Below are 24,374 nucleotides of genomic sequence, written 5' to 3'. Positions count from 1 at the left end.
CTCCCTGAGCCTCGATCTACTTCGGCGGCAATTTCCGCGCGTAGTCGGAACCGATCGCGATCCAGCGGGAGAGTTGGCGGTCGGTGGCGATGCCGGCGTCGTCGACGCGTAGCCATCCGCGGAGCTCGCGTTCCGACATCACCATCGGCCGGGTGTGCGGGTACTCGAGGAGGCTCTCGGTCTCCTCGGGTGCGACGCGCACCATGATCCCGCCCTTGCCGCTGGCGGCGACGGCCATGTTGCCGTTGATCAGAAAGGCCAGCCCGCCGAACATGCGCTTCTCGTCGAGGCCGCACTCTGTCGCTAGCAGAGCACGGATGCGGTAGGCCAGTTCCTCGTCGTACGCCACCGGTCCACATTATTCGGCTTTGGTCACGAGCCGGGACTTGGCAACGAACTTACTGCGCAGTAAGGTACTGCCATGGCGATCAACCTGGAGCTCCCGAAGAAGTTCGATTCGACGGTCGAGCGCACCCACATGGCTGCCGAGCACCTCTTCCGGCCGATCTCGCGGAAGTACGACCAGGCCGAGCACGAGTACCCGGTCGAACTCGACGAACTGGCGAAGCTCGCCAAGCAGAGTCGCTCCACGGAGAAGTCCGCCGACGCCGAGAAGTCCGCCTCCGACGCTCCGTCGGTGAACGGCGCGAACATGCGCGGCCTCCTGTCGGCTCTGGAGATGAGCTGGGGCGACGTGGGCCTGCTGCTCTCTATTCCCGGTCAGGGCCTGGGCAATGCCGCGATCGCGGCCGTGGCGAACCCCGAGCAGCTCGAACGCTTCGGCGACGTGTGGGCGGCGATGGCCATCACCGAGCCGAGCTTCGGCTCGGACTCGGCGGCAGTGTTCACGACCGCGACCCTCGATGGCGACGAGTACATCCTGAACGGCGAGAAGATCTTCGTGACCGCGGGATCGCGCGCCGACCACGTCGTCGTGTGGGCGACGATCGACAAGAGCGTCGGACGCGCGGCCATCAAGAGCTTCGTCGTGCCGATGACCACCGAGGGCGTCACCGTGGCCCGCCTCGAGCAGAAGCTGGGCATCAAGGCCTCCGACACGGCGGTCATCCGGTTCGAGAACGCGCGGGTCCCCGCCGAGAACCTGCTCGGCTCGCCGGAGATCGACACCAAGAAGGCCTTCGGCGGGGTCATGCAGACCTTCGACAACACCCGTCCGGTGGTCGCCGCGATGGCCATCGGGCTCGGTCGCGCCTCCCTGGAGGAGCTGCGTCGGATGCTGGAGGAGGCGGGTCACGAGATCGACTACGACCGTCCGGCGTCGTCGCAGCACGCCACCGTCGCCGAGTTCATCCGCCTCGAATCCGATTGGGAGGCCTCGTGGTTGCACACGGTGCGGGCGGCGTGGATGGCAGACAACAAGCAGCCCAACTCGACCGAGGCATCGATGTCGAAGGCTAAAGCCGGTCGGACCGTCACCGACATCACCAACAAGACCGTCGAGATCGGTTCCACGGCAGGCTATTCCGAGACGTCACTGGTGGAGAAGTGGGCGCGTGACTCGAAGATCCTCGACATCTTCGAGGGCACACAGCAGATCCAGCAGCTGATCATCGCCCGGCGCGTGTTGGGGAAGAGCTCGACCGATCTGACGTAAGACTCTCGAGAGTCGGCCGCAGTCGCGACCGCCGAAGAAGGCCACCTGCCGACCGCAACTCGACCGCCAGGCCTCGATCGAAGTCTGGCGGTCGAGTTGAAGTCTGGGGGTCGTCGAACTCCCTCAGACCTGCGCGATGAGCCACGCCGCGATCGTCGCCGCATTGTCGCGGTCGGTGGCCACGCCCGCATGCCCGGTGAACCGGTCGGAGTACGTGACGCGCACCCCGGCGCGCCGATAGGTCTGCACCAGACCGGACACCAGCGGTTGCGGCGACACGGTGTCGACGGTGCCCGAGTCGATGCGGACCGGTAGCCCCCGATCAAAACGCAGTCGGTCGACATCGTTGTCGCGCAGCACTTTCAACAATGCTGCCTTCATCTCGTCGCCGCGCGGGCCGAGGAGCTGGGCCGGTGCGAGGCCGCCGAACGAGTCCGGTGAGGTCAGGTCGGCGTAGCAGCGGGTCTCGACCTGCGGGCGGAGCCTGCTCGCCGCCGCACTGAGCCCGCCGTTGGACATCAACTCGTCGAACTCGGGATCGGCTGCGGCCGCGCCATATCCGATGAGGGCGGCCAATCCCATCAGTTCGTTGATCGCGGGACCGGACAACGGGACGTAGGACGCCCCGTCGAGGAGCGCGGCCACCTGTGTCGGCGGCGCGAGTGCCGACACCGCGCGTAGTCGGAGGTCACCCCATTCCGATGACGGCCGCGCCGCCGCGGCCAAGGCGGCGACGGCGCCCTCGGAATGCCCGGCCACGACGACGTCGCGGCCGATCCGTCGGTCGTGATCCGCGACGGCCAGCGCCATGTCGACCGTCGATCGCGCCAGCGAGTCGCCGATAAGGTACGGGTGCGGCCCGGGCCCGCCGATGCCCTCGAAGTCGGGCCGCGCCACGGCGAATCCGGCGTCGAGCAACCGGCCGACGATGCCGTCACCTGACGTCATGCGGGGCAGTTCGGAATGACCGGTATGGGCCTGCGACGGCGCGCACCGGTCCGCGGCGCCGACCGTCATGTGATTCCAGACGGCGAGCGGCCAACCCCCGGCGGGCGGCGGCGTCGACGGTGTGAGCAGCGTGCCGGTCATCTGCGTCGGGAAACCGCGGATGGACGTCGAGCTGTATCGCACGCGGAGTGTCGAACCCGCTTGGGGGAGTGCGATGACCGGGTCCGTCACGGTCTCGGAGTCGACGACGCGCGGGACCACCTGAGCTTCGGCCGCCGAATCCGGCCCCGGACCTCCCGCCCTGGCGGGAGCCTGCACGGTCAGCACCGCGGCGAAGGTCAACGCGACTCCGACGACTGCGGCGAGAAGCCGTCGGCCGCCGATCGATCTCGTGTCCTTCGCAAGCAGGGTGGGCAACGTCACCCGTAGCAGAGTAACCGGGATCCGGGTGCGCCGCGCCGCCTCGGCGGGGCGCAGCACAGATCAGCGCAGGAGACGTTGGCGCAGTGCGGCTTCGCGCGCGAGCCGTTCGGCGTCGCGGCGGCGGCGCTCGGCCATGATCGCCGACAACACGTCTTCGAACGGGGCGCCGGGCGGGGGAGCGGGTGCGACAAACGGCGCGACGTCGAACACGATCCTCCGGGCGGCATGGGCTCTCGGCTCGGGCCTCATGCCGTGGCGGCCGTTGAGGAACTGGCGGATGATCACCGCGAGTGGGTCGGGGAGGGCGGCCATGTCGGCGGACACGGCCCACGAGTGCAGGCCGGGTGGCATCTCGATGGGTGCCTGCTCGACGAGCCGGTGGCGGTCGCGGATGACGTAGGTCCCGGCGAGCAGGTCGCCCAGGCGCTTGCTCTTGCGCGAGATCGCCGCCGAGATCAGCGCTGGGAGTCCCAGGCACCCATAGAGTTCGACGAAGCCGACGAGTGCTCGGGTCAGGGAGTGGCGGAACGCGGTCGGGCCCGCGTCATCGCGGACTGTTCGGAGGCCCAGGACGAGGTGTCCCACGGTCTTCCCCGGGGTCACGGTCTCCAGCAGCGTCGGGAGTGCGACGACGGCGACGATCGGGATCAGGGTGTTGATGGTTCCCCGCCACGCCTCGCTCGCCTCGCCGGCGACCTTGAACGACAACCACCACAGGAACAACCACAGTCCGAACCCCAGCAGGACGTCGATGATGCCGGAGAGAATCCGGTAGCCGAGGTTCGCCGGCGGGAGTGCGAGAGCGACCGCCTCGCCGGAGACGAGGTCGTTGCGTCCCACGCCCACCGTCGTCGTGGCGCCCGCGCCCCACGCGACCGGACCGGGTCGGCCGGCGACGGGTGCGCCCGGGCCCGCGGGGGGCCGAGGCGGCACTGGACGAGACATCACGCCTCACCCTACGACGCAATTCGTCGACAGGGCACCGGGAACTCACAGCCCCGACGTCCGCTGAATGACACGTGCCGCGGAGGTGAGAATGCCCGATACGCTGGCCGAGTGGATCTCGACGCCTATGTGTCCGCGCACCGCGCGACGTGGGAGCGGCTTGACGCGCTCTCCCGGCGGCGCCGGCTCACCGGCGCCGAGGCCGACGAGATGATCGACATCTATCAACGGGTGGCCACCCACCTGTCGGTCATCCGCTCGACGGCGCCCGATGCCACGTTGGTGGCGTACCTGTCAGCCCTCCTGGCCCGCGCCCGCGGTCGCGCGACCGGAACCCGGGTCAGTACTCCGGCGATGGTGATCGAGTTCTTCACCCGGTCGTTCCCCGCGGCCCTGTACCGGATGCGCTGGTGGTGGCTCTCGGTGATGGGCGGGTCCCTCGGTGCGGCCGTGATCATGACGTGGTGGGTGCTGGCCCACCCGCGGATCGAGAGTTCGTTCGCATCGCCCGCGGAGATCGAGCGTCTCGTCACCAACGACTTCGAGAACTACTACAGCGAATACGAGGCGACGTCGTTCGCCGCTCGCGTGTGGACCAACAACTTCTGGCTGGCCGCGCTGTGTATCGCGTTGGGGGTCTTCGGGTTCCCCGTGATCTGGATGCTCTACACGAACATCCTCAATCTGGTCGTCGTGGCGTCGATCATGATCCGGCACGGTCGTGGTGATCTGTTCTTCGGACTGATCCTGCCGCACGGAATGCTCGAACTGACCTGCCTGTTCGTCGCCGCGGGAGTCGGTCTGCGGATCTTCTGGGCGTGGGTGGCCCCGGGAAATCGGACGCGTGCAACGGCTCTCGGGGAGGAGGGCCGAGCAGCGGTCGGTGTCGCGCTGGGTCTGGTCGTCGTGCTGCTGCTGTGCGGGGTCATCGAAGCGTTCGTCACGCCGTCCCCGCTGCCGACCTGGGCCCGGATCGGGATCGGTGTGACGGCGTGGACGCTCTTCATGGCGTACGTCTTCATCGCCGGGCGCCGCGCGTACGAGTACGGCGACACCGGCGATCTCGACGAGGCAGATCGCGGGCTCACCGTCCCGACGGCGAGATAGCGGCCCGTCGACGTCGAACCGGAATGGAACGACGCCTACGATCACCGGGGAGAGTCGACGACGACGAAGGGGAACACTCTGATGGCAACTCGCAAGGGATCACTCGACGCTGTTTCGCTGCTGGGCGGGGGACTGGCCGCCACCGGGGTTGCGCACTTCATCAAGCCCGAGATCTTCGCCCCGATCACCGAGCCGGTGTTCCCCGACGACACCACCACCTGGACCTACCGCAACGGTGCCTGCGAGACCGCTATTGGCCTCGCACTGGTGTCGCCGCGGACCCGCCGGCTGGGCCTGGCCGGGCTGGCCGGCTACGTCGGGTTCCTCGGTTACCGGGCGGCTCTCGCGAAGAAGTGACCGTGGGGCGGAGGTGACGCCGCAGAGTGCGGGATCAGAACCGTCCGAACTCCGCCATCGCGTCGGCGAGGGTCATGCCGTTGCGGATGGCGGCACGGACGTCGATCTCCTTCTCCGTCATGGTCTCCGCTGCCTCGAGCACGACGTCGACGATCCCAGCGGGGATGACGATGACACCGTCGTCGTCGCCGAGGACGAAGTCCCCGGGCTCGATGACGACCGGTTGCCCGGACGCACCCGGCAGGGTGACGGGTTGCTGCCACGTCTCGACGCGCCAGCGGCCGCTGGTCTGCAGCGAGGTCGGATAGCGAGAGAACGTCGTGAAGCCGATCTCGTGGAGCCATCTCTTGTCGCGCACACCGCCGTCGACCACTGCGCCGACGGAGCCCCGCTGCATCATGCCGATCGCGACGAGTTCACCGAAGTAGCAGATGCCCCGGCCGTTCCCCTGCCACACGGAGACCTCGTCCGGGCCGATCTGGCTGCACGCCTGCGCTTTCAGCGGGTCCCGACCCGGGGCGTCGCTCATCGCGCCCGAGATGGTGAACGCCCAGCCGGCCAACCGTTCGCGCCCGGCCGCACACGTGAAGTCGGTGCTGAGCGCCTGATCACGGTGACCCAAGTCGTCGAGGACGTCGGCGACGTTCGCGACGTCGACGGCGAGGAAGCGGGAGCGGATGAGTGCGCGGTCGGTGGTGGTGCGCATGGGCATCGGCGGCTGACTTTCGGAGGGAGCGGGCGAGAAGCGCGGGACGAACTGCTGTCGCATCAGGTGTCCTGGCGCGTTCGCATCCGCAGGCGGCGGAACGCGGTGAACAGGACGACGACCGCGAGGACGCCGTAGAGGACCCAGGTGATGGCGCTGCCCACGAGCACGCTCGGATCGCCGCCGCTCGACATCATCGCGTTGCGCAGGCTGGTCTCGGCAAGGGGGCCGAGGACGACGCCGATCATGACGGGGGCGAGCGGGAAACCATAGCGCCGCAGCAGATATCCGACGAAGGCGATGGCAATGACCAGGATGAGGTCGGTGATCGCGGCCGAGGTCGCGTAGACACCGAGGACGCAGAACACCGCGATCCCCGCGTAGAGGTAGTGCCGGGGGATCAGCAGCAGCTTCGCCCAGATGGCGGCGAACGGCATGTTGAGGATCAGCAGCATGACCAGGCCGATGAACAGGCTGGCGATGAGCGTCCAGACGAGGTCGGCGTTGCGCTCGAAGAGCAGGGGGCCGGGTTGCAGGCCGTACTGCTGGAATGCGGCCAGCATGATCGCCGCGGTGGCGGAGGTGGGCAGGCCCATCGCCAGCAGCGCTCCCATCGCGGTGCCCGACGTCGCGTTGCCTGCCGCTTCCGGTCCCGCGACGCCGCGGATGGCGCCGTGTCCGAACTGGGGGTCGGGCCGTTTGCGGTCGAGGCGGCGCTCGGTTCCGTAGGCGAGGAACGTCGGCACCTCGGCGCCACCGACCGGGATGACACCGAACGGGACACCGAAGCCGGTGCCGCGCAACCACGCTGGGAGGGCTTCGCGGAACTCGGAGCGCTTGAGGAAGGGGCGTCCGATGACGGAGTCCGCCTCCGGGGCACGTGTCCGGTGGATGCGGGAGGCGACGTAGAGAACCTCGCCCAGGGCGAGGGTGCCGACGGTGATGACGATGATGCTGATGCCGTCGAACAACTCGGGCGCGCCCATCGTGAAGCGCTGCGTGCCCGAGATCCCGTCGATCCCGATGACCGCGAGGATCAGACCGATCAGGAGCCCGGTCAGTCCCTTGATGACGGAGTCGGAGACCACCGACGCGATCGCGATGAAGGCGAAGACGGCGAGTGCGAAGTACTCGGCGGGTCCGAACTGGATGGCGAGATCCGCGAGCTTGGGTGCGAAGAACACGACGATCGTCGTCGCGATCATGCCGCCGATGAAGGCGCCGATGGCCGCGGTGGCGAGTGCCTGGGCGGCCCGCCCGCGCTTGGCCATCCGATGACCCTCGAATGATGTTGCGATGGCGGTGGACCCACCGGGCGTGTTCATCAGGATGCCCATGGTCGAGTCGCCGAACAGACCGCCGAAGTAGACGCCGGCGAACATGATGAACGCGGCGGTGGGGTCGAGGGTGAAGGTCACCGGCAGCAGCAGTGCGACGGCCATCGCCGAACCGAGGCCCGGGAGCACACCCACCGCGGTGCCGAGCAGCGCGCCGATGAAGACCCAGAGCAGGTTCATCGGGGTGAGTGCCTGGGAAAAGCCCTCCAACAGGAGTGAGACGTTGTCCATCAGAACAGCCCTCCCAGGATGCCGGCGGGCAGGTTCAGCCCGAGGCCCGCCGAGAAGAACGCCTGCACCGCGCAGGAGACGACGAGCGACACCGCGATGTCGAGGATCGGGCGGGTGGAACCCATGGCGTAGGCGACGATCCAGAACAACAGCGCAGCGGACAGGATCCAACCCAGCGGGATCAGCAGCACGGTGAAGGCGATGAGTCCGGCCAGGACGAGACCCAATGCACGCCAATCACTCTGCGTTCGCCACCGACCGGTCGCGGGCGGCACGATGTCGGGGTCGGGCTCGTCGGGGTGACGCAGGGTCTGCACGGTCAGGAGTCCGGCGATCAGGTAGGCGCAGATCGTCAGGATGATCGGGAAGAACGCGGGTCCGGGAGTCGCTGCGCTACCCGGGATGTCCATCCCGATGATGCCGGCGGTCAGGTAGACGGCAAGTGCGAGCATCAGGCCCGCGACGACCAGACCGCTTCGTCCGGTGAGCGGTCGGCGCGCGCGGTCCGATCCGTGTCCGTCGTCGAGCGTCGTGCCGGCGGGTTGTGCCGCCGCATTGTCAGTCGTCATGATGGGCTGCCTTCACTGCCAGTACTGGGACCTCGGCGTCGATGAGGATGCGCTGTGCGTTCGAGCCGAGCAGGAGCTTCCCGACGCGCGACCGGCGGCGCAGGCCGACGACGATGAGATCGGCGGACAACTCCTCGGAGACGTCGATGAGTTCGGCGGCCGGGTCGGAGTCCTCACGGCGATGACCGATCCAACGAATCTCGGTGGTGTCGCCGACGGTCTGAACAGGGGCGAAGTCGGGTTCGGGAATGCCACCGTCGTCGTCGACAGCGGGGGTCTCCATGTCGAAGACGATCAGTTGGGAGCTGTCGCTGCGCGCGAGGCGCCGGCCGTGTTCGAGCGCCGCTCGGCCTTCGGGGGTGTGGGCGAAGGCGACAAGGATGGGCATGGGTTCTCCGTGATGTCGTGTGGGGCAGGGGTTGTGCAGTGCGGGTTCGCCGACAGGCGGTCAGTCAGTACCCGAGGTCGGCCCAGATGCCGCGGACGAACTCCGATTGCTGGTCGATGACCTGGTTGAATCCGGTGCCCGGCGTGAACGTGTCGGACCAGTTGTTGCGCTGCAGTGCATCTCGCCACCCGGGTGATTCGACGACCTCGGTGACGATCGCCTCGAGTTCGGTGCGCTGGTCATCGGTGATGCCCGGCGGTGCGACCACTCCGCGCCAGTTGGTGAGGGTGACGTCGTAGCCCAGTTCGGACAGGGTCGGCAGGTCGATGGCCGGGACCTGTTCGGGTGCCGAGATCGCCAGCGCGCGTAGGTTTCCGGCGGTGATCTGGTCGACGAAATCCTCGTAACCACTGACCGAGGCCTTGATCGTCCCGGACATGAGTGAGGTCGCCAGTTCGCCACCGCCGGAGTAGGCGATGTAGTTGACCGCGGCGGGGTCGATGCCGTTCTCGCGGGCCATCTGGCTGATGATCATCTGGTCGACGCTGCCCAGCGAACCGCCACCGAACGTGAAGTTCTTGGGGTCCTTCTTCCATTCGGCCATCAGCTCTTCGATGCTGGTGATCGGAGAATCAGCCGGTACGACGACGACGTCGTAGTCATCGGCGAGCCGCGCGATGGGCGTGACGTCTCCGAGATCCACGTCGGACCCGTTGATGTTGATCGCGCCCAGCATCGTGATGCCCATGACCATGATCGTGGTGGCGTCGCCGGTCATCCCCGCGAACTGGCTGAGTCCGATCGTGCCGCCGGCACCGGGGATGTTGACGACCTGCGAGTTGTTGACGATGTTCTGGGCTCGCAGCGCCTGCTGCATTTCGCGCGCCGCACCGTCCCAACCGCCACCGGCGGCCGCGGGCGCGATCAGGGTCAGTTGCGATCGCGCGTCGGCGCCGCCCTCGCTCCCGGCCGCGTCGACGACGCCGACGACGACGATCGCCGCGGCGATGAGTGCGCCGAGTGCTTTGACGAGCGTGGGAACACGTCTCGGCGGACGAGGCGTGCGGGACATCTCTGCCGATTCGTCGGTGCCGGGGGATGGTGCGGTCATGCGGTCCTCGTTTTCGTTCGGGGTCGGGTCCCGAGGCCGAGGGCTACCAACATCGTCTGACTCGATTCTGCTGCGGATGTGAGGACAACCACATTGGTGGTCACATCGGAAGTGTTGGCGTAACCGTCGTCACAGTCACGCTTGGGCGCATAAGTATCGTTGTGCGCTTTTCGCGCTTCACTCGGCGTCGTGCAGTTATAGATTATAACCTATGACGGTGACCCAGACCACAGGGGCCGGAGGAGTGGCCAGCTGCCCGGTCAGCCGGCGACGGGGTCCTCGGTGAGCGCATCGATGGCACGACGCCCGAGGCTGTTGCCGATGTGCTCGCGCATCAGCGCTTCGGCCCGCTCGGCGTCGCCGTCGGCGACGGCCTCCATGATCGCCTGGTGCTCGGCGGTGACCCGCGACCGGTCGTCGGGTGAATCGCCCCGGTGGGAGAGGCCGATGACGCGGTAGCGATCCGCTTTGTCCCAGAGCCGTTCGAGGATGTCGATGAGAACGGGGTTGCCCGACGCGCGGTACACCGCGCGATGGAACTCCCGGTGTCGGACAAGGGCTTCGACATCGGACGCGCTGGCGATGGGCGACAGGCGATCGAAGGCATTGCTGATGGCCGCGATGTCGGCCGCCGTTCGCGTCCGCGCGGCGAGCGCCGCCGCGAGCGGGTCCAGGTTCTCGCGTACCTGGTAGAGGTGGCGCGCCTCATCGGCGGATACGGGGGTCACCCGAGCGTCTCGGTGGGCCTCGAGTTCGACCATGCCCTCGGCGGACAACCGGCGGATCGCCTCGCGGAGGGGGGTTGTGCTGACGCCGATCTCCGCGGCCAGCTTGGCCTGGGGGATCACCGCGCCGGCCGGCAGGACTCCGGTCAGGATCCGACGCTGGAGTTCGGCGTAGGCGTAGTCGTTCTTGGTGAACATCCCGCCGGGTGTCGTCATGGCGGGCCTCCCGGCGGTGGTTCATGGGGCGTCGAGGTCCGGTCTCACCGGACGCGGCGATGATAGCACCGGTGGTGCAAGTTATAGGTTATAACCTATGATGCGAGACATGAGCAGAGCTGAACACCGTGCGCACCCAGATCTGCCGGTTGTCGACGTAGAGCGGCGAGTCGGGACCGACGTGTACCGCCAGTGGCCCACGGTGATCCGCCTACTCGCCGAGAACGTGTATCGCCATGCCGACGCCGAGACGCGTGATCGAGCGCTGGACGACATGGCCCGGTGGCTTCGTGCCGGCACCAGCGACGCCGAGATCCCGTACGTACCGGGTCGGTTGCTGATGCACGACACCACCAGCACGCCTGCGCTCGTCGACATCGCCGCGATGCGTGACGCGGTCGCCGCTCGAGGTGGTGATCCGACGGCGCTGAGTCCGCGCCTGCCCGTCGAGGTCTCGGTGGACCATTCCCTCGCCGTCGAGTCGTTCGCGCGCCGCGACGCCGCCGTGGTCAACCTGGCCCACGACATGCGCCGCAACGCGGAGCGGTATCGCTTCCTGTCCTGGGCGTCGAAGACGATGGACACCGTGCACATCAACCCGCCGGGTACCGGGATCATGCACACGATCAACCTCGAACAGCTCGCCACCGTGGTGACGGTGGAGAACCTCGACGGCGTCGATCACGCGGTACCGGACATGATGCTCGGCACGGACAGCCACACGCCCATGATCAACGGGGTCGGTGTATTGGGCTGGGGCATAGGCGGTCTGGTAGCCGAGACGGTGATGTTCGGCATGCCGACCACGCTGCGGATCCCCGAGGTGGTCGGGGTGCGCCTCACCGGGGCTCTCTCCGCGGGCGTGCTGGCCACGGACCTCGCGCTGGTGGTCACCCACCGCCTGCGCGAGATCGGGGTCACGGGTGAGTTCGTCGAGTTCTACGGGCCGGGCGTGTCGGCACTGACGGTGGGGGCACGGGCGGTGATCGCCAACATGGCCCCGGAATACGGGGCCACCACCGGTTTCTTCCCCGTCGACGCCCAGACCGTCCAGTACCTGGCAGACACCGGACGGTCGGCAGAACAGTGCGCTCTCGTCGAGTCGGTGACGCGACGTCTCGGCCTGTGGTTCGACCCCGATGCCGCACCGCGTTTCACCCGCACGATCGACATCGACCTGAGTGCGGTGGTCCCGTCGGTGGCCGGTCCGCGGCGCCCACAGGATCTGGTGCCGGTGACCGAGCTGCCGGCGACCTTCGACGCCGAGGGACCTTCCCGGTGTGACGACGACATCCCGATGCCCGCCTTCCCCATCGCCATCGCGTCGATCACGAGCTGTACCAACACCTCCGATCCGCGCCTCCTCATCGCCGCGGGCCTGGTCGCCCGGCGCGCACGGGAGCGCGGGATGCGGGTGCCGCAGTATGTGAAGACCTCCCTCGCGCCGGGTTCGCCCTCTGCTGCCGGCGTGCTCGAACGAGCCGGTCTTGTCGACGACCTGTCCGCGGTCGGGTTCGACATCGTCGGATTCGGTTGTGCCACCTGCATCGGCAACTCGGGTCCGCTGCCGGCGGCGATCACCGAGGTGGCCGAGGCGCGGACGCGGAAACCGGTGGCGGTCCTCAGCGGCAACCGCAACTTCCCCGGCCGCGTCCACCCGGACCTCGAACTGGGTCTGCTGATGTCGCCGCCGATGGTGATCGTCTTCGCCCTCGCCGGTGATGCGGCCATCGACCCCACCTCCCAACCGATCGGCGTCGACGCCGACGGACACGACGTGATGCTCGCCGATCTGTGGCCCGCCCCTGACGAAATCGATGCTCTGACGGATTCGTCGCGGCGGCCGCGCGATGTCGTCGACGACTTCGCGTCGGCATCCCGCAATCCCGCGTGGGACGCGCTCGACGTGCCGGACGAACCGCTCTTTCCCTGGGATCCGTCGTCGACAGCGCTGCGGCGGCCCCCGTTCGCCGATGACGGCTACGCGCACAGCATGCTGGGCGACTACGACGCGCACCCGCTGCTCGTCCTCGCCGACGACATCACCACCGACCACATCTCCCCGGCCGGGGCGATCAAACCGGACAGTCCGACCGGGCGGTACCTCGTGGAGCGAGATGAGGCCCCGGGTGACCTCAACGTCTACGCGTCCCGGCGCGGCAACTGGGAAGCCATGGTGCGGGGTGGATTCCAGAACAGCAGCGTCCGCAACGCACTCGCCCCGGATGCGGGTCCCGCGCACACCGTGCATGCACCCACCGGCGAGGTCGTGTCCCTTCCGGAGGCCGCGGGCCGGTACGCGCAGGACGGCGACGCGGTGGTGATCGTGGCCGGTGAACGCTACGGCATGGGCAGTTCGCGTGACTGGGCGGCGAAGCTGGTGCGTCTACTCGGCGTGCGGGCCGTGCTCGCGCGCAGTTTCGAACGTATTCACCGATCCAACCTGATCGGAGTCGGGGTGCTGCCGTTGCTCATCCCCGCGCACGTCGACGGCGGGCTGCAGGACCTGCGGCCCGGAGACCGGCTGTACATCGTCGGCACCGCTGATGCCGTCGACCGCGGGACGGTGGCGGTCGTCGTCCGGCGGATCGACGGTTCCGAAATGCGTTTCGACGCGCAGGTGGCCGCCGAGACCGAACTGGATCGTCGGCTTCTCCGACGCGGCGGAGTCATCCCCAGCATTCTCGACGAGCAACTCGTGCGGTGACCTCGCGGGCCGGGGGGTGGCAACGCGTAGCTGCCAGCGAATTCACAGTGATCGGTCAACCCCCTCATAACCTGCGAGTTCACTCTCGATACATGAGAAAGAACAAGCACATCTCCTCGGTCCCGCTCGTCGTCCTCGACGACCCTGCTGCCATCGACCACGCGTACGACCTGTTCCGTCGCGACATCCCGCTGGCTGTCGTCAGCAGTGAGTACTCCGCGGTCCTGCCGTTCATGCTCGGCAACAACGGGCACACCGCGGCATTCGTCGCCGACGTCGACGACCCCGACCAGCTCGCGGAGGCGATCGTGATCATCGAACGTCGCTTCGGCCGGGTCGGTTCGGTCATCCGCTACGCGGCCGACATCCCGGCGGTGGCGGTGTGACTGTCGTGGAGGTGGGAGAGGAACGTCGGCGGTCCTCCAGTAGGTCATGACGTTCGGCTTCTTGCGTGGCTTCGCGCTGCCTCCGATCGCGGGCACGCTCGGCTCGCCGAGGGGCCAGTCGCGGCGAGTCGGGTGGTGGTGCGCCGCGGAATGTCCTCTGTCGCAGTGGTGTGAGGTGAGGTCGATGCCTGGCCGTCGCGATCCTGAATCAGCGCACGCCTCGTCGGCGACCGACGACGAAGTCAGATAAGTACTCCGGAGTATGAATCGGGGGTCAAGGCACGGCGGTGCGGGCCAAACGCTGGAATCGGTTGGCCCGTACGGGTGAATTCTCGCAGGTCGGGTGCCGACACCCTCAAATCGTTGCGCTAGTGCATTTGCCGCCGTCGTCGAGGCAGCTGGCATTTCGTATTTCTGACCAAGACAAGGGGTACACCGCATGAGAATGAAGCATCGACTGGGAGTATCGGCCGCGGCTGCGGCAATGGTGTGTGGCGCCGGACTGCTCACCGCACTCACCGCCGACGCGGCGATGGTGACGATCTATCCCAACTATAGTGACGCCAATTGTCTGGGGCGGGGGTCTGTGAGCAGCCTGCAAGTCGCGGCCACACCAGGAAACTCCACGAACTGGCGTCCCGGACGTTGGACAGCCGTTACCGCGCCCGCCGGTGCAAGTGTTCAGCTCACCGCCAACTTGTTCTGCAAGACTTGGTACGGCGCAGGGGCGTACCGCACCGCGATCAAGCGAGTCACCGTCGTCGCGAACAAGAGCTACTACTTCTGAGCCACCCCACGCCTTCACTCCAGCCCCGCGCTCCTAAGTGCCTCCTCCAGAAAGTTGTCCGGCGTGGGGCGGGAGGGGGACGTCTCGATGTCAGGGGGCGACCGAGCGCCGACCTCGATGAATGACGCTGACAAAGAACAGTTTTCACGGTTGGGTGACATAGGGTCTGTCTGTCGATCCGATGAAACCGTCGGGCGTCGCGATGAGGCAAGTCCGGCAGCCGAGAGTGACGGCGGCTCGGCCTACTGTCAGCGTCCGCTCAGGGAACGGGGGCGAGTAGGCGCTGCCGGGTGCGGTCGACGATGTGAAGGAAGGTCGCGCTGTCGTCGTAGGCACGGGCCAAGATCAGCCCGCCTTGGATCGCCGCGACCGCGTCCAGGGCACGGTCTGAAGCCTCTTGGTTGGTGAGCCCGCCGCGCCGTAGCGCTTCCGCGAGAGCGTCGACCCAGTCGCTGAAGTAGCTGCGGACCGCGTCAGCGAATGTCTCCTTCTCCTGGCCCAACGTCATTGCCGCGAACAGGCACACGCTCTCGCGGGACATGAAGTAGTCGGCCACCTCTTGTGACATCGCCTCGACCGCTTGAGTTGCGCTCTCGGTCGTGCGAAGTGGCACGAAGACCCGTTCCTCGAACCACTCGCTCACCTCGTCGAGAACGGCACGCGCCATGTCCGTTTTCCCGTCAGGGAAAAAGTGGTAGAGGCTGCCGCGGCCGAGTCCGGTCTCTTGCTGGATGACCGACAGCGAGCCGGCTTCGAAGCCTCGCTTGCGGAAGACGCCGGCCAGCGCGCGGACCGCGTCGGATCGGTCGAGGACGGTTCGGGCCATTACAGTCCGAGGTCGCTCAAGCCGGGGTGGTCGGCCAGCCGGGGACAGGAGGCGTCCCAGAAGAACTTGCGGTCGGACTCCGTGATCGCGACGTCGTTGATGCTCGCGTGGCGGTGGGTCATCAGGCCGTCCTTGTCGAAGTGCCAGTTTTCGTTCCCGTATGCGCGGAACCAGTGGCCGGTGAGATCACGATACTCGTAGGCGAAGCGCACCGCGATGACGTCGCCGGTGAATGCCCACAGCTCTTTGATGAGTCGGTAGTCGAGCTCGCGGTCCCACTTGTCTGTGAGGAATTCGACGATCGCGGCACGGCCCTGGACGAAAGTCGATCGGTTCCGCCACCAGCTGTCCTCGCTATACGCGAGGGAGACGCGCTCGGGGTCACGCGTGTTCCACGCGTCTTCTGCGGCGCGGACCTTCTGGGTAGCGGTGGCCTCGGTGAACGGCGGCAGCGGAGGACGAGACATGACAAGCTCCTTTCAAGAGCACGGGTGTACCTATCGGTTCAGAGTGTACTGAATGGTATGTGATGTACCAAACGGTACAGACTGTCCCGCCGCCGGTCAACCCGACCCAGGCCCCTACGCTGCTCCCGGGGCGAGGGCTTCGGTGGGAGTGGCTGGGGCCGAACCTGTCCGGTCTCTCGCTAGGCATTCTGAACGTCCCCGACCTTCCATTGGTCCTAGCACATTGGGCACCATCGAATCAGAGTATTCGTTCTCGCACAGCGTACTTCGACAGGAGTCAGCAGGCCGGCCGTCGGGGCCACGCCTGTGCCGAACCCGCGATCTCGATTCAGTTGGCAGCGAACTACGCAATCCGGGTGCCGCAAACGCGGGTTAGTGACTCACCAATTAGCTGTCACAACTCCCAACTACGGTGTCATCGGACAGTGAGCCATCAACGCAGGACCAACGCAGCAAGCGGATATGCAGTGTTACCCGCAGCAATAGCCTGCATATCTCCCAGATGTGTCAGCCTGGCCACTCCTCCTGATCGTCGTAGCCAGTGGTTGTGAATCGCTGCTGGACAGGGTATTAGACACTCAGTGCCAGAGTCGTCCTGCGGAGATCAGTCGGAAGCCGGCCCCGAAACCGCTTTGCCAGAGGTGGTCCCGCCGCTGCTGGCAGAAAGGCCGTGGCCAGGATGGGCGCGCCCGGTCTGTCAGAGGCGTGGGACGTCGTCGTCGGGCGAATAGGGGTGTATGCGTTTCTGCACTGCTTCCATGACCAACGCGGCGACCATCACAGCGACCGGCATGACAAGACCACCCAGGCTCACCATACGCGTCTGACCTTCCTTCTGATGTCCTGCTCAATGTGTTTCGAAAGTGCTCTAGCGCAGTGTGTTTCGGGATCTACTAGGGCCGATGCGACACCGATCTACGACCGGTCATCGGACGTTACGTGTGCGGCGTGACAGTGTCGCGGCGGGTACGCCGCTGCCGTCACCCGTTGTTGGGTTGCCCAGCCCGCCAGGAGATCGAGGTGTCATTGCAACGTGGTGAGGAATACAAGGATGGCGGCCAGGGTGATGAGGTAGGCCAGGGCCCACCGTAGGTCGTGATGTGGGGTGGGCGGGGTGTAACGGTGAAATGTGAGGCTGCGGGATGTCATGACTGCAAGTTCGATCAAGTTGGCGTTGTGGGACAGCAAGAGTCGTCGTAGGGCCAATGCCCGTCCCGCGCGTGAACAGAACGCACCCTGAGGTCGGGGGTCATGTCGCTGTGCGTTGGGAGGCGTGGCCCGGCCGTAGAGGTGTGTGACGCGGTCAGCGCCGTCGAGCGGAAGCCAGCTGCTGTCGAGGCATGCTGTGGCGGCCGCGGGCACCCATGCTGGCGGTCAATGCCGGGCCGGGCGTGCGTCGTTGCTGGTCATGGGTGCCGGGTGTAACTGGTACCGGTGTTTCGGATTGATCCGGGTGGAGACGTGGCCGGCCCATGACGTGGGTCCACCAGTGCTGCAGCGGGCTGGGGTCGGGCCAGACGATCGGGTGAAGTTCAGGGGCGGGGGCCGACATCGGTTGGGTCCTTCCTGGGTCATGTCGTCGGAACGTGCCGGGGGTGAACGTCGTGTTCCTAGATAGCACTCGTCTGGGTGAATCGCCACCCGATGCCGAAAGCGGGCTACTGCTCTGCTCTTGGGTCGAGTGCTGTTGTGCCGGTGGAGGACTGAGTGCGTTGATCATCAAAAAGATGCTTGGCACTCACTGGCGTTGAGTGCTAATCTGATGGCGCGCAGTGATGGTTGATGTGGTGCCGTCAGCGTGGCGGCACCCGTGGATCAAGGAGGTGTTTGCGATGCTGGGTATCGATCCGTTCTCCATGGTTGATGACTGGGCTCGAGGACTTCTCACCGGCGAGTCCGGCGCTGGCCGACGTACACCGCGATTCATGCCGATCGATGTGTACAAGGTCGACGACCACTATTCGTTGATTGCCGACCTGCCTGGTGCTGATCCTGGTTCGATCGATCTCAACGTCGACAACGGGGTGTTGACCTTGTCGGCGCATCGCAGCGCCCTCTCGGATGAGGGTGTGCAGTGGTTGGCCAACGAGCGTTTCGCCGGCACCTATCGTCGGCAGATCACTCTGGGTGAGGGTGTCGATCCGGCGAAGATCTCTGCTGCCTATGACAACGGTGTGCTCACGGTGACGATCCCGGTGGCCGAGAAAGCCAAGCCTCGCAAGGTGGCCATCGAGCATTCCGGCGACGGACGTCAGGAGATCACCGCCGGCTCCGAGGCGGCCTCGGGCTGACTGACCGGGGAGGTGGTTCGTCACTGTCACCCCAGTACCGGGAGGTCTGAGATGATGATGGGCTGCGTCACGGCTGCGTCGCCAGCCGGATGTGTCGACGTGATCGACGCCGAAGACACCTGGCTGGCCGCTGAAATCGATGCTGTCTTCGCGCAGGTCGGCGATCCGCAACAGGTGCTACCTACCCTCACGTGCGGGGTCGCCACCGTTCGGCGCCGGGTACCTGGTTCAAGCCGAACCGCCGCTCGCATCGCGCACCTGCGGCCGCGACACCGAGTGGTGCGGCGAGGTGGGCGGCAGCGTGGCCCGCCCACCTCGATCTGAGAGCTTCTGAAAGACGCCTGCGTCCGGGAGTCGAAAGGGTTGGCGGTGCCGGGCTCTGGGCGATCGCAGGCAGAGAAATGGACAAGGATGACACCCGCCGTCCTCCCCGTCGGCCGAGTGCCATCCTTGTCCATATTCAGTTCGACTGATGGATCTGTGCGGATCGCTGGTACTGCCGTGATCGGTGTCACGCCTCGAACGTGGCGTGGCATGACCCGGAGTGAGGTGGGCAGCCCAGGTTCATTCCTCGGGTGGCTCTTGGCAAGCCCGACATATTTGGGCAGCGATATGCAGCACTTCAGTCGACAGAAGGTAGAGCATCGGCGAAAGACGAGGACGAGTGGAAACAAGTTGGGAGGACACGGCTTCCACATCCTGAGTGACTGCGCAGGTGGTAGCTACGCGTGTCGATCCCTCCCTCTCGACTCCCGGTGTCTATGAAAGTGGTCGCCAGGTAGACACCCTCGAAGAGTGTGAATCGCCCAGGTCAGAGCAACCCTCGCGACTTGAGCAACAGATAGTGATCAGCGAGCCTCGCCGGGAGCTTATCGGGGGCTGCATCCACGACGTCGACGCCGAGCCGGCTCACCGCGGTGGCGGTTCGGTCCCGCAGGGTGAGCGTGCGTGCCGCGGCCGCCGCATCGTAGATTTGCGCGGCGTCGGCGCGCTTGGTGAGCATGTCGTCGAGGGCGGGGTCGGCGACCGAGCCGATGATGACTTTGTAGCGTTGCGCAAGCACCGACAGCGGGGGTAGCAGCGACTCCTCGACGGCCGCGGGCTCGAGGGGCGTGAGCAGGACCAGCAGCGCGCGCTGTCGCCCGATCTTGGCGACCTCGGCACCGAGAAGTGGCCAATCTGCCTCCAGGAGGGCGGGTTCGAGATCAGCCATCGCGGTGACGAGGCCGTTCAGCAGCATCGTGCGACCGACGCCGACCACCCGTCGGTGGACCCGCCGGTCGCCGGCGATGAGATCGACCCGGTCGCCGGCGTGCGACGCGAGCGCGGCCAGGAGTAGCGCGGCGTCCATGGCGGCGTCGAGTCGAGGGGTGTCGCCCACGCGCCCGGCCGACGTCCGAGAAGTGTCCAGAACGATGACGATGTGCCGATCCTTCTCCGGCTGCCAGGTCCGCACCACGGTCGAACGACGCCGGGCGGTGGCCCGCCAGTCGATGCTGCGGACATCGTCACCTTCGACATAGTCACGCAGAGAGTCGAATTCGGTGCCCTGACCACGAACGCGCACCGCCGACCTGCCGTCGAGCTGACGCAGATGGGCCAATCGTGACGGCAGCAACCGCCGCGAATCGAAGGGCGGGAGTGCGCGGACTCGGCCCGGGAGCGGCACCGACCGTTGGCGCCCGGCGAGGCCGAGGGGACCCACCCGGCGGACGGCGACTCGGACCGCGAGTCGGTCACCGCGCCGGGTGGGGGTGAGAGTCGTTGTGACCGAGCGGGTCTCCGCACGGGGGATGCTGACGCGGTGGGTGTTGTCCGACGCACCCGCTGACGGCTGCCAGCTGTCGCGCAGCACGCCGCGGAACGTACCGGAACCGTGGTTGGTGACCGCGATCGCGCACGTCGTGCTCTGGCCGAGCCGGATCGGGCCGGGTGCCGACCGCGACATGGTGATCGACTTTGTGGACCCCGCCAACGCAATGTCCAGGCACACGAGCAGCACACAGAACAGCGCCCACAGCACGGGGACTGCGTAATTCGGCCAGATCAGGATGGGCACCGTGCCGAGCAGCACCAGGATCAGAAAGCGGCCGGTGAGGAACATCAGCGGGGGACAGGCACCGAGTTGATCGCCGCGTCGAGCACCGAACCCACCGACACGCCTTCGAGTTCGGCCTCCGGGCGCAACGACAGGCGGTGCGCGAGCGTCGACTGGGCGAGCGCCTGCACGTCGTCGGGGGTCACGAAGTCGCGGCCGTTCAACCACGCCCATGCGCGGCTCGTGCCGAGCAGTGCGGTGGCGCCGCGCGGACTGACGCCGAGGGCCAGGGACGGCGAGAACCGGGTGGCCCGGGCGATGTCGACGATGTAGGCGGTGACCTGCGGGGCGATCGTCACCCGGCGGACCTGTTCGGCGCCGGCCTCGATGTCGGCGGCCGAGGCGACCGGACGGAGGCCGGCGGCGGACAGATTCCGCGGATCGAATCCGGAGGCGTGCCGCGTCAGCACGGTGATCTCGTCGTCGCGAGGGGGGAGCGGCAGGGTGACCTTCAGCAGGAAACGGTCGAGCTGCGCTTCGGGCAGCGGGTAGGTGCCCTCGTACTCGACCGGGTTCTGCGTCGCCGCGACGAGGAACGGACTCGGCAGCGGGCGGGGATCGCCGTCGACGGTGACCTGTCGTTCCTCCATCGCCTCGAGCAACGACGCCTGGGTCTTCGGCGGCGTGCGGTTGATCTCGTCGGCCAGCAGGAGATTGGTGAACACCGGCCCTTCGCGGAACGTGAACTCCGAGCTGGCGGAATCGAACACGAGCGATCCGGTGACGTCGCCGGGCATCAGATCCGGCGTGAACTGCACACGTTTCGTCTCGACGTCGAGTGCGGCGGCCACCGACCGGACGAGCAGCGTCTTGGCGACGCCGGGAACGCCTTCGAGCAGGATGTGCCCGCGGCAGAGCAGCGCGATCAGGATGCCCGCCACCGCCGGGTCCTGGCCGACGACGGCCTTCCCGACCTCGCCGCGGACGGCCCCGAGTGCATCGCGGGCGCGGTTCGGCGCTCCGCCGGGTCGGTGGTGGGCGTGCTCAGGTGGTGGCCCGGCAGGTGCCTTGGCGAACGGGTCTGCGTGTACGGATGCGTCCGGGGCGAACGGACCGGGGCCTGGGTTGCGGGACGGGTCGACGGTCATGGCGTGTGTCGGACTTCCTTCTCGAGGTTGGTCAGTTCGGCGGTGAAGTGCACGAGCTGGGCGTCGGTGGTGGGAAGCGGACCGGACAGCAGCGACCGGACCTCGCCGAGATCACGGTGCGTCGCCCCCACCACGGCGAGGACGATCGCCGACACCATCGGGTCCGAGTTCTCGGTCGACGCGACGACGGTGTCCCAGTCGGGTCGCGACAGTGCGTCGGTGGCACGGGCGGCGTCGAACGGAAGTCCCAGATACGACGCCAGCGAACCCAGTGTGTGGATGCGCAGCGCAGCCGCGGCACGCGCGTCGGCTCCAGCGCGGTGATACATCCGGCCCCGCGCCCGGGTGGTCTCGACCGCCTTGACGACCGCCGGGAGCGGCTCGGTGACCAGCGGGCCGAATCGCCTGCCCCGCCACAACATCAGGGCCAGAACCGCGAAGACGGTCAACACGATCAGCGGCCCGACCGCGGCCGGGATGTCGGACTCCTCGTCCTCGGTCGCGACTTGATCGGTGAAGAAGGGCACGTACCAGAGGATCTCGTCGGACCTCGCGAAGACCCGCACGGCGACGCCTGCGTTGTCCTGCTGTGCCAGTTGCTCGTTGGTGAGCATTGTGCCACTGATGACGACGAATTCGGGACGGTCGGTGGTGCGGGGGATCACGACCAGATTCGATGTCCCGTCGGACGTGAAGCAGGCCGTGGCCGCGGGCGAGGTCGGTGAGTATCCGAACGGACTGAAGTCGACGACGTCGGTCTCGTCGATGCCGGGCGTGCGGCAACCCGCGGGGACCGCTGCCGGGCCGGCGCCGTAGCCGGACGTGACGGGCAGGTCGAGCGCGGTGAGCACGGTGGTGTCTGGCGCGATCAGGATCACGCGGTCGGCGTCCTGCACGCGCTCTCGGAACTGTTGTGTCGTACCGGGATTGAGCGATGAGGTCGAGCTCACCACCACCGTGGTCCCGCGGCCGGGACGTGGGGCATCGGTGAACTCCGCGAGGCCGCGCACCTGCCTGAGGTCGGCCCCGCGGTCGTCGAGGATCTGAGCGAGAGCGCGCGATCCGGTGGGTTGGGCGTTGTCGGGGTCGTAGCTGACGCCGGGACCGGGCGTGCCCTGCACCCCGGTGAGTGCCGTGACACCGAGGAGTCCGACGCCGGCGACCACGACGACCACCACCAGCACGATGGTCACCCAGATCCACGCCGGCGTCTTGTTCTTCGCGGGCGCCGGTCGCATCGGCGTCGACGCGACGGGCCCGGATGGCGTCGCCTGCATGGTGCCGGTCACCGGGGCACCGCCAGTCGCTTCGACCGGACCGCGTCCTCGTCGACTGGTCGTGCGGACGAGACCCCGCGCTCGATGTCGAGGACCGCGCGCGCGGATTCGGCTGATGCGTGTCGGTCGCCGTAGGCGATGGCGTCGAACAGGTCTGTCGCTGTGTGCAATCCGGAGTCGTAGGTGGGAAATCGGGGTCCGAGGTCGACAGCGACTTCGTGGGCGGTCAGAGACGGTTCATCGGCCAGCAGACCGCGCTCGATACCCCGACGTGCCATGGCGCGGACGGCGGCGAGCACGCACTGGTCGTACCGGCCTGCGGCGAAGGCGGCGTCGGCGTCGGACCGGAAGTCGGCCGCGGACCGAGCCGGACCTGTCAGTACCGACCCCGTTGGCGGGCCAGCGGTGGTGCGGGGAAGTCGTGGGTTGCGTCGGAGATGCCGGACGACCGCGACGACGAGCCCGAGGACGAGGGCGATCGCCACGACGATCACGATGCCCCGAAGGGTGTCGGAGCCGCCGAACCAGCCGAAGACGTTGTCGGCGATCCACTCCCAGAGCCGCTCACCGAAGCGGTCGAACCACGACGGTTCGGGTGGTTGATACTCGGAGTCGGACAGCTCCTCCTCGGCCCACCGGCGTGCTTCGTCGTTGCCGGGGTTCAGTGGCGCAGCGAGAACTCCGATCACCGGTCGCCCTGTCCGGAGAAGAACGGCGTCGGGTCCGCCTCGGCGCGTGCATCGTCATAGAGGACGGCCGGGACGACGGTCAGTACCGGTTGCACGACCATCGACGCCACGACGGTGCCGATCACCGCGACGACGGTCTCGGTGCCACGGGCGTCCCAGTTGTCGAACCACATGCCGGCGATCGATCCGAGGAGATCGAAGGGGTACATCATCGTCGGCATCGCGACCCACGCCAGCACGACCATGACCGCCAGGATGCCGAAGGTCCGCCAGAACCGCTCCGCCGACAACGACCCCGAGCGGGCGATCGCGTCTCGCACGGAGAGGCCGTCGATCACGATCGCCGGTGCCGTGAACACCGTGCGTACCAGCAGCCACGTCACCGGGATGAGCGCGACGAGGAAGAGGAGGAGACTCCCGGCGATCAGCACGATCCCGTCGGAGCTGACTCCCAGACCGAGGAGTGCGATGCCCGGGGTGAACGCCGCCGCGACGGCGAGTCCCAGGAGGGCGGTCCACCCCGACAGTCGGGCGAGGGACCGGCGTCCCGCGCGCAGGGTGTCGTCGAGCGTCGGTACGGACCCGGCGCGCAGGCGGGCCAGGGGGCGGGCGGCGAGACCGCTGAGTGCGCCCGTCATGACGGTCCACTGCGCAAAGACGATGAGGACGAACGCGGTGACCGGTGCCAGGCTCGATGCCAAGTCGTCCGGGTCGTCGAGGGTCGGTTCGGCGCTCACCAGCCACCAGGTGATGAGCGCGACTGGTGCCGCCGCCGCGCCCCAGCTCACGCCGACGAGGCCCAGGAAGACACGCGGTGCCGCGAACGTGGTGGAGAAGATCTGTTGCAGCAAGGAGTTGACGGACGTCGGTCGTCGTTGCGGCATCCACCCCGGCCACCCGTTGCCCGGAGGGGTCGCTCCCGGCTCGTGCGGCGGCGACAACGCCGGGCCCCATTGCGCGGAGCCCCATTGGGGCTGCGGTCCGGGCACAGTCGGAGGGCGCGGTGTGAGTGGACCCTGCGGCGGTCCGGCATCCGGCACCGGGCTCCACTCGTCGGAGACGACGGGCGGCTGCCATTGG

Annotated in this window: 24 protein-coding genes; 7 read left to right on the top strand and 17 right to left on the bottom strand. The window is 67.4% G+C overall.

The window, feature by feature from the left end; translation table 11 throughout:
* Positions 1–16: 16 nt before the first annotated feature.
* Positions 17–349 (bottom strand): TfoX/Sxy family protein, encoded by a 333-nt coding sequence (locus tag LEL84_RS14300; RefSeq protein ID WP_058253756.1) that lies wholly within the window; start codon positions 347–349, stop codon positions 17–19.
* Positions 350–421: 72 nt separating this feature from the next.
* Here LEL84_RS14300 and LEL84_RS14295 point away from each other — a divergent pair, with 72 nt between their 5' ends.
* Positions 422–1,615: an acyl-CoA dehydrogenase family protein gene (locus LEL84_RS14295; RefSeq protein ID WP_226511984.1), complete on the top strand. Its 1,194-nt coding sequence runs from the start codon at positions 422–424 to the stop codon at positions 1,613–1,615.
* A gap of 123 nt (positions 1,616–1,738) precedes the next feature.
* Here the strand turns inward: LEL84_RS14295 and LEL84_RS14290 are convergent, their stop codons facing one another.
* Both LEL84_RS14290 and LEL84_RS14285 read right to left on the bottom strand, forming a co-directional pair.
* Positions 1,739–2,986 (bottom strand): lipase family protein, encoded by a 1,248-nt coding sequence (locus LEL84_RS14290; RefSeq protein ID WP_319005240.1) that lies wholly within the window; start codon positions 2,984–2,986, stop codon positions 1,739–1,741.
* A 60-nt stretch (positions 2,987–3,046) separates the two neighbouring features.
* Positions 3,047–3,931 (bottom strand): RDD family protein, encoded by an 885-nt coding sequence (locus tag LEL84_RS14285; RefSeq protein ID WP_226511983.1) that lies wholly within the window; start codon positions 3,929–3,931, stop codon positions 3,047–3,049.
* Positions 3,932–4,042: 111 nt separating this feature from the next.
* On the opposite strand from LEL84_RS14285, the gene LEL84_RS14280 reads away from it, so the two are divergent.
* A complete protein-coding gene (locus LEL84_RS14280; RefSeq protein WP_226511982.1) occupies positions 4,043–5,038 on the top strand; it encodes a stage II sporulation protein M in 996 nt (331 codons plus the stop codon).
* 81 nt (positions 5,039–5,119) lie between these two features.
* Entirely contained in the window at positions 5,120–5,395 is a 276-nt protein-coding gene (locus LEL84_RS14275) for a hypothetical protein (RefSeq protein WP_065630873.1), read from the top strand.
* A 34-nt stretch (positions 5,396–5,429) separates the two neighbouring features.
* Here LEL84_RS14275 and LEL84_RS14270 read toward each other — a convergent pair whose 3' ends face one another.
* The 6 genes from LEL84_RS14270 to LEL84_RS14245 all read right to left on the bottom strand — a co-directional run bounded on the left by LEL84_RS14270 (position 5,430) and on the right by LEL84_RS14245 (position 10,678).
* Positions 5,430–6,164 carry an RraA family protein gene (locus LEL84_RS14270; RefSeq protein WP_226511981.1) on the bottom strand — a complete coding sequence of 245 codons (735 nt, stop codon included), beginning with the start codon at positions 6,162–6,164 and terminating at the stop codon, positions 5,430–5,432.
* Entirely contained in the window at positions 6,164–7,669 is a 1,506-nt protein-coding gene (locus tag LEL84_RS14265) for a tripartite tricarboxylate transporter permease (protein ID WP_226511980.1), read from the bottom strand. The genes LEL84_RS14270 and LEL84_RS14265 overlap by 1 nt, the downstream gene beginning before the upstream one ends.
* Entirely contained in the window at positions 7,669–8,238 is a 570-nt protein-coding gene (locus LEL84_RS14260) for a tripartite tricarboxylate transporter TctB family protein (protein ID WP_226511979.1), read from the bottom strand. The genes LEL84_RS14265 and LEL84_RS14260 overlap by 1 nt, the downstream gene beginning before the upstream one ends.
* Positions 8,228–8,626, bottom strand: coding sequence for a universal stress protein (locus LEL84_RS14255; protein ID WP_226511978.1), 399 nt, complete (start codon positions 8,624–8,626; stop codon positions 8,228–8,230). The genes LEL84_RS14260 and LEL84_RS14255 overlap by 11 nt, the downstream gene beginning before the upstream one ends.
* A 64-nt stretch (positions 8,627–8,690) precedes the next feature.
* Positions 8,691–9,737, bottom strand: coding sequence for a Bug family tripartite tricarboxylate transporter substrate binding protein (locus LEL84_RS14250; protein ID WP_226511977.1), 1,047 nt, complete (start codon positions 9,735–9,737; stop codon positions 8,691–8,693).
* Between the two features lie 260 nt (positions 9,738–9,997).
* The gene (locus LEL84_RS14245; RefSeq protein WP_226511976.1) at positions 9,998–10,678 is read right to left on the bottom strand and encodes a GntR family transcriptional regulator; all 681 of its coding nucleotides are present in this window, start codon (positions 10,676–10,678) and stop codon (positions 9,998–10,000) included.
* Between the two features lie 109 nt (positions 10,679–10,787).
* Between LEL84_RS14245 and acnA the strand changes: the two genes are divergently transcribed.
* From acnA to LEL84_RS14230, 3 genes are all read left to right on the top strand, one after another.
* Entirely contained in the window at positions 10,788–13,385 is a 2,598-nt protein-coding gene (gene acnA, locus LEL84_RS14240) for an aconitate hydratase AcnA (protein WP_226511975.1), read from the top strand.
* Between the two features lie 92 nt (positions 13,386–13,477).
* The gene (locus LEL84_RS14235; RefSeq protein WP_058253737.1) at positions 13,478–13,771 is read left to right on the top strand and encodes a hypothetical protein; all 294 of its coding nucleotides are present in this window, start codon (positions 13,478–13,480) and stop codon (positions 13,769–13,771) included.
* Positions 13,772–14,216: 445 nt separating this feature from the next.
* The gene (locus tag LEL84_RS14230; protein ID WP_226511974.1) at positions 14,217–14,558 is read left to right on the top strand and encodes a hypothetical protein; all 342 of its coding nucleotides are present in this window, start codon (positions 14,217–14,219) and stop codon (positions 14,556–14,558) included.
* Positions 14,559–14,817: 259 nt separating this feature from the next.
* Here the strand turns inward: LEL84_RS14230 and LEL84_RS14225 are convergent, their stop codons facing one another.
* The 3 genes from LEL84_RS14225 to LEL84_RS24745 form a co-directional block, all read right to left on the bottom strand.
* The gene (locus LEL84_RS14225; RefSeq protein WP_137809173.1) at positions 14,818–15,384 is read right to left on the bottom strand and encodes a TetR/AcrR family transcriptional regulator; all 567 of its coding nucleotides are present in this window, start codon (positions 15,382–15,384) and stop codon (positions 14,818–14,820) included.
* Positions 15,384–15,851 carry a DUF1348 family protein gene (locus LEL84_RS14220; protein WP_226511973.1) on the bottom strand — a complete coding sequence of 156 codons (468 nt, stop codon included), beginning with the start codon at positions 15,849–15,851 and terminating at the stop codon, positions 15,384–15,386. The genes LEL84_RS14225 and LEL84_RS14220 overlap by 1 nt, the downstream gene beginning before the upstream one ends.
* Before the next feature lie 1,023 nt (positions 15,852–16,874).
* Complete coding sequence (locus LEL84_RS24745) at positions 16,875–17,000, bottom strand: hypothetical protein (protein WP_259935984.1); 126 nt, start codon at positions 16,998–17,000, stop codon at positions 16,875–16,877.
* Positions 17,001–17,683: 683 nt separating this feature from the next.
* Here LEL84_RS24745 and LEL84_RS14215 point away from each other — a divergent pair.
* A complete protein-coding gene (locus tag LEL84_RS14215; protein ID WP_137809175.1) occupies positions 17,684–18,142 on the top strand; it encodes an Hsp20/alpha crystallin family protein in 459 nt (152 codons plus the stop codon).
* 811 nt (positions 18,143–18,953) lie between these two features.
* On the opposite strand, the gene LEL84_RS14210 is transcribed toward LEL84_RS14215, so the two are convergent.
* Genes LEL84_RS14210 through LEL84_RS14190 form a run of 5 tightly spaced genes read right to left on the bottom strand, consistent with a single transcriptional unit; the run spans position 18,954 to position 24,178 of the window.
* The gene (locus LEL84_RS14210; RefSeq protein ID WP_226511972.1) at positions 18,954–20,246 is read right to left on the bottom strand and encodes a DUF58 domain-containing protein; all 1,293 of its coding nucleotides are present in this window, start codon (positions 20,244–20,246) and stop codon (positions 18,954–18,956) included.
* Complete coding sequence (locus tag LEL84_RS14205; RefSeq protein ID WP_205333779.1) at positions 20,246–21,328, bottom strand: AAA family ATPase; 1,083 nt, start codon at positions 21,326–21,328, stop codon at positions 20,246–20,248. The genes LEL84_RS14210 and LEL84_RS14205 overlap by 1 nt, the downstream gene beginning before the upstream one ends.
* Complete coding sequence (locus LEL84_RS14200) at positions 21,325–22,617, bottom strand: DUF4350 domain-containing protein (protein ID WP_226511971.1); 1,293 nt, start codon at positions 22,615–22,617, stop codon at positions 21,325–21,327. Before LEL84_RS14200 ends, LEL84_RS14205 begins: the two co-directional genes overlap by 4 nt.
* A complete protein-coding gene (locus tag LEL84_RS14195) occupies positions 22,614–23,294 on the bottom strand; it encodes a DUF4129 domain-containing protein (RefSeq protein ID WP_226511970.1) in 681 nt (226 codons plus the stop codon). Before LEL84_RS14195 ends, LEL84_RS14200 begins: the two co-directional genes overlap by 4 nt.
* Positions 23,291–24,178 (bottom strand): glycerophosphoryl diester phosphodiesterase membrane domain-containing protein, encoded by an 888-nt coding sequence (locus tag LEL84_RS14190; protein WP_226511969.1) that lies wholly within the window; start codon positions 24,176–24,178, stop codon positions 23,291–23,293. Before LEL84_RS14190 ends, LEL84_RS14195 begins: the two co-directional genes overlap by 4 nt.
* Positions 24,179–24,374 lie beyond the last annotated feature (196 nt).

Source organism: Gordonia sp. WA4-43, assembly GCF_020520305.1.
GTDB classification, from domain to species: Bacteria; Actinomycetota; Actinomycetes; order Mycobacteriales; family Mycobacteriaceae; genus Gordonia; species Gordonia hongkongensis.
This window is presented reverse-complemented; position numbering and strand designations above follow the sequence as displayed.

What these genes read in the sequence shown, in the direction of transcription:
- acnA (WP_226511975.1), top strand. Translation starts at nt 10,788, where the DNA reads ATGAGCAGAGCTGAACACCGTGCGCACCCAGATCTGCCGGTTGTCGAC.
- LEL84_RS14215 (WP_137809175.1), top strand. Translation starts at nt 17,684, where the DNA reads ATGCTGGGTATCGATCCGTTCTCCATGGTTGATGACTGGGCTCGAGGA.
- LEL84_RS14265 (WP_226511980.1), bottom strand. Translation starts at nt 7,669, where the DNA reads ATGGACAACGTCTCACTCCTGTTGGAGGGCTTTTCCCAGGCACTCACC.
- LEL84_RS14245 (WP_226511976.1), bottom strand. Translation starts at nt 10,678, where the DNA reads ATGACGACACCCGGCGGGATGTTCACCAAGAACGACTACGCCTACGCC.
- LEL84_RS14225 (WP_137809173.1), bottom strand. Translation starts at nt 15,384, where the DNA reads ATGGCCCGAACCGTCCTCGACCGATCCGACGCGGTCCGCGCGCTGGCC.
- LEL84_RS14250 (WP_226511977.1), bottom strand. Translation starts at nt 9,737, where the DNA reads ATGACCGCACCATCCCCCGGCACCGACGAATCGGCAGAGATGTCCCGC.
- LEL84_RS14260 (WP_226511979.1), bottom strand. Translation starts at nt 8,238, where the DNA reads ATGACGACTGACAATGCGGCGGCACAACCCGCCGGCACGACGCTCGAC.
- LEL84_RS14275 (WP_065630873.1), top strand. Translation starts at nt 5,120, where the DNA reads ATGGCAACTCGCAAGGGATCACTCGACGCTGTTTCGCTGCTGGGCGGG.
- LEL84_RS24745 (WP_259935984.1), bottom strand. Translation starts at nt 17,000, where the DNA reads ATGACATCCCGCAGCCTCACATTTCACCGTTACACCCCGCCCACCCCA.
- LEL84_RS14270 (WP_226511981.1), bottom strand. Translation starts at nt 6,164, where the DNA reads ATGCGACAGCAGTTCGTCCCGCGCTTCTCGCCCGCTCCCTCCGAAAGT.
- LEL84_RS14235 (WP_058253737.1), top strand. Translation starts at nt 13,478, where the DNA reads ATGAGAAAGAACAAGCACATCTCCTCGGTCCCGCTCGTCGTCCTCGAC.
- LEL84_RS14205 (WP_205333779.1), bottom strand. Translation starts at nt 21,328, where the DNA reads ATGACCGTCGACCCGTCCCGCAACCCAGGCCCCGGTCCGTTCGCCCCG.
- LEL84_RS14230 (WP_226511974.1), top strand. Translation starts at nt 14,217, where the DNA reads ATGAAGCATCGACTGGGAGTATCGGCCGCGGCTGCGGCAATGGTGTGT.
- LEL84_RS14220 (WP_226511973.1), bottom strand. Translation starts at nt 15,851, where the DNA reads ATGTCTCGTCCTCCGCTGCCGCCGTTCACCGAGGCCACCGCTACCCAG.
- LEL84_RS14210 (WP_226511972.1), bottom strand. Translation starts at nt 20,246, where the DNA reads ATGTTCCTCACCGGCCGCTTTCTGATCCTGGTGCTGCTCGGCACGGTG.
- LEL84_RS14190 (WP_226511969.1), bottom strand. Translation starts at nt 24,178, where the DNA reads ATGCCGCAACGACGACCGACGTCCGTCAACTCCTTGCTGCAACAGATC.
- LEL84_RS14295 (WP_226511984.1), top strand. Translation starts at nt 422, where the DNA reads ATGGCGATCAACCTGGAGCTCCCGAAGAAGTTCGATTCGACGGTCGAG.
- LEL84_RS14255 (WP_226511978.1), bottom strand. Translation starts at nt 8,626, where the DNA reads ATGCCCATCCTTGTCGCCTTCGCCCACACCCCCGAAGGCCGAGCGGCG.
- LEL84_RS14285 (WP_226511983.1), bottom strand. Translation starts at nt 3,931, where the DNA reads ATGTCTCGTCCAGTGCCGCCTCGGCCCCCCGCGGGCCCGGGCGCACCC.